Origin of the sequence: Streptomyces sp. 13-12-16 (assembly GCF_002114215.1) — a bacterium.
Classification (GTDB): Bacteria; Actinomycetota; Actinomycetes; order Streptomycetales; family Streptomycetaceae; genus Streptomyces.
Genome location: NZ_NCTE01001050.1, coordinates 2,726 through 5,604, shown reverse-complemented (window position 1 = coordinate 5,604; position 2,879 = coordinate 2,726). Strand labels below are relative to the sequence as shown.

The window sequence follows — 2,879 nt, the reverse complement described above, 5'->3', positions numbered from 1 at the left end:
AGGTGGGAGACGTCCGCCGGCAGCGCCGCCCCGGCCGCGCCGGACCGGGCCGGCGGGCCGGGGCGCCTCGTCCTGCCGAACCGGCCGTCAGTGGCCGGCGGTGACGCCGGAGAGTTCGTTCGTGCTCTTCGGCAGGGTCACCGACGCCAGTTTCTCGCCGGTCTCGATGTCGACCGCGTGGAGCCCCCGCTTGCCCGGTTCGGAGACGTACGCGGTGTGGTCGCGGACGAAGAGGGTGGGCCGGGGCTGCTGCCAGTCCAGGGGCTCCTGCCAAGCGTCGACGACGGGGATCTCCTTCTCCACCTCGCCGGTCCGGGGGTCGATGACGTGGAGGGCGCCGTTCGTGCCGAGGACGAGGGCCTCGCCGTGCGGTCCGCGTCCGAGTGAGCGGAAGGAGTAGCTGGTGCCGAGGTCGACCAGGCGCAGCTTCCCGGTCCCGGTGTCGATGAGGGAGACGCGGGTCGGCCGTTCCAGCTCGGCGTCCGGATCGGTCTTGTAGTCGCCCAGGAGGACCGGTGACGCGTCGCTGCCCGCCTGGTTGCCGATGCGGCCGTAGTCGTCGGGGGCGTCGACCTTGGTGAACTCGCCGTCCTTGTAGATCAGGACGCCGTCCTCGCAGCCGACGGCGACGGCCTCGCCCCGGGCCGCGGCCTCGCCGTGGACGCCGGGGCAGTTCTCGCTGCGTGCGATCTCCTTGTCGTTCTTGTCGAGGACGAGGGCGCCGGTGCGCTTCTCCTCGGTGCCGAGGGTGGTGAGGAGTTCGCCGTTGCTCAGTTCGATCGCGACGCCGTGGTGCGCCTCGGCGGAGGTGTAGGTGCGTCCTTCCGGCTTCTTGCCGCCGTCGAGGTCGGCGGGGTCGAAGACGTTGACCTCTCCGGTGCCGTCGGTGAAGAGCACCGTCCTGCCGGCGTGCCGTACGACGTGTCCGGGCTTGGCTCCCTCGTAGGTGATGCCGGTGAGGGTCTGCCCGGTGGCGTCGAGGACGCGGAAGCCCGTGTCGGTGGAGACGATGACGTGGTCGTCGTCCCCGGCGGGGTTGACCCGGTTGAAGCCGGGCAGCTCGATGGTCCTGACCGGCTTCAGGCTCTCGCCGTCCAGGATGTACAGGCCGCCGTCGAAGGTGGCGACCAGCGGGTCCTTGACGTCTCCGGCGGGTGTGGTGCCGGGCGTCGCCTTCGCCGCCTTCGTGTCGGAGGAGGCGCCGCCCCCTCCCCCGCAGGCGGTCAGGACCGCGGACACCGCGAGGGCGAGGGCCGTACCGGAGACGACTCTTTTGCGTATCGGCTTGTTCACTGTGTGTGTTCCTTTCCGGCCGCGCGGACGCGGCGTCGGGGTGGTGGGTGGTGGGTCGGGCGGCGGATGGTGGGCCGGGTGGCGGGTGGTGCCGGCTGGTCGGGCCGGCCCGGTGCGACGGCGCGGGTTCAGCCGGCGGTCAGGCCGTCGGTCATGGCCTCGGTGTTGGCGCGCATCATCCGCAGGTAGGTGTCGGCGCCCCCGCCCTTCTCGGTCAGCGACTCGGAGTGGAGCTCGACGACGCGCACCCGGCCGCCGAGTTCCGTGCGCAGGACCTCGGCCAGGCGGGTGGGCTGGGAGGAGTCCGCGAAGACGGTGCGCACGCCCGCTTCGCGCATGGCCTCGGTGAGCGAGCGCAGGTCGGAGGAGCTGGGAGAGGCCAGGGTGGTGCCGCTGGGGACGACCGCGCCGATCACGCGGAAGCCGAAGCGGTCGGCGAGGTAGCCGAAGACGTGGTGGTTGGTGACCAGGGCGCGCCGGTCCTCGGGTATGCCGTCGAAGGACTTCTCCATCCAGGCGGTGAGATCGGCGAGTCGTGCGTCGTAGCGTTCGGCGTTGTCCCGGACCGCCTCCTCGTCCACGCCGTCCACGTTCTCGATCACCTGGTCGGCGATCAGTCCGGCGGCCCTGCGCACGCGGTCGGGGTCGGTCCAGAAGTGCGGGTCGGGCCGCCCGGCCTCCTCCTCGGGGCCTCCGTCGGCCTGCTTCCGGAAGGTGAGCGGGTCCACCGCCCCGCCGGCCTCGAAGGTGGCGACCCCGGACTCGCGGGCGGCCTCCACGTGCCGCAGTACGTTCTCCTCCAGGCCCAGGCCGTTGAAGACCACCAGGTCGGCGTGTTCCAGTTCGGCGGCCTGCACGGCCGACAGGCCGAAGGAGTGCGGGTCGGCACCGGGCTTCATCAGTACGGTGACCTCGGCCTCGTCGCCGACGACCTCGCGGGTGACGTCACCGAGGATGTTGGTCGTCACCACGACCCGGGGCCGCTCGTCGCCGCTCGTGCAGGCGGTGGCCGTAGCCGCGCAGGCGAGGGCGACCAGGGCCGCCAGGAGGCGGCGCAGCCGCAGAACGGTTCGTTCCGGTGTCGTCATCGTCCGGTCTCCACCATCAGCGCCGGCTTCATGTCCAGGTCGAAGGTGCGGGCGACGCGCAGGCCGTCGTTGTAGTCGATCTCGTGCACGCGACTGCCTTCCGGGTCGTTGAGGTAGGCACGGCTGCGGTCGACCTCGATCACGGGTCCGCCGGTGCCCGCCCGCGGATCCCCGGTGAGGAGCCGCCCGGTCCGGGCGACCGGCTCGCCGGTGGTGATGTCGTAGCCGTGCAGTGCCCCGTCGGTCTCCAGGACGAGGAGTGGGGAGCCCTCTCCGGCGGTGTTGGCGGCGACGACCGGGCCGGTCTCCACGCGGGTCCACGTGCGTTCGGTGACGTCCAGCACCCACACGGCCCGGTTCCCGGCCGGTGCGGTGAGGGTGTCGCTGCCCGCGCGGTGACGGAAGGACGACGCCCGTTCCCCCGCGGGCAGGTCGCGGCCGTACGGGATCCTCTCGACCGTGAAGCCTCCGTCGTCCTCGCGGACCAGCAGGACGCCG

General features: G+C 72.2%; 2 protein-coding genes and 1 pseudogene. All 3 read right to left on the bottom strand.

Annotated elements, in window-relative coordinates:
- Positions 1-87 precede the first annotated feature (87 nt).
- Complete coding sequence (gene aztD / locus B7767_RS34995; protein ID WP_085575595.1) at positions 88-1,293, bottom strand: zinc metallochaperone AztD; 1,206 nt, start codon at positions 1,291-1,293, stop codon at positions 88-90.
- A gap of 128 nt (positions 1,294-1,421) precedes the next feature.
- Positions 1,422-2,381 (bottom strand): zinc ABC transporter substrate-binding protein AztC, encoded by a 960-nt coding sequence (gene aztC / locus B7767_RS34990; RefSeq protein WP_085575594.1) that lies wholly within the window; start codon positions 2,379-2,381, stop codon positions 1,422-1,424.
- Positions 2,378-2,879, bottom strand: a pseudogene (locus B7767_RS34985) (hypothetical protein); the annotation flags it as partial. The pseudogene B7767_RS34985 and the gene aztC, both read right to left, overlap by 4 nt.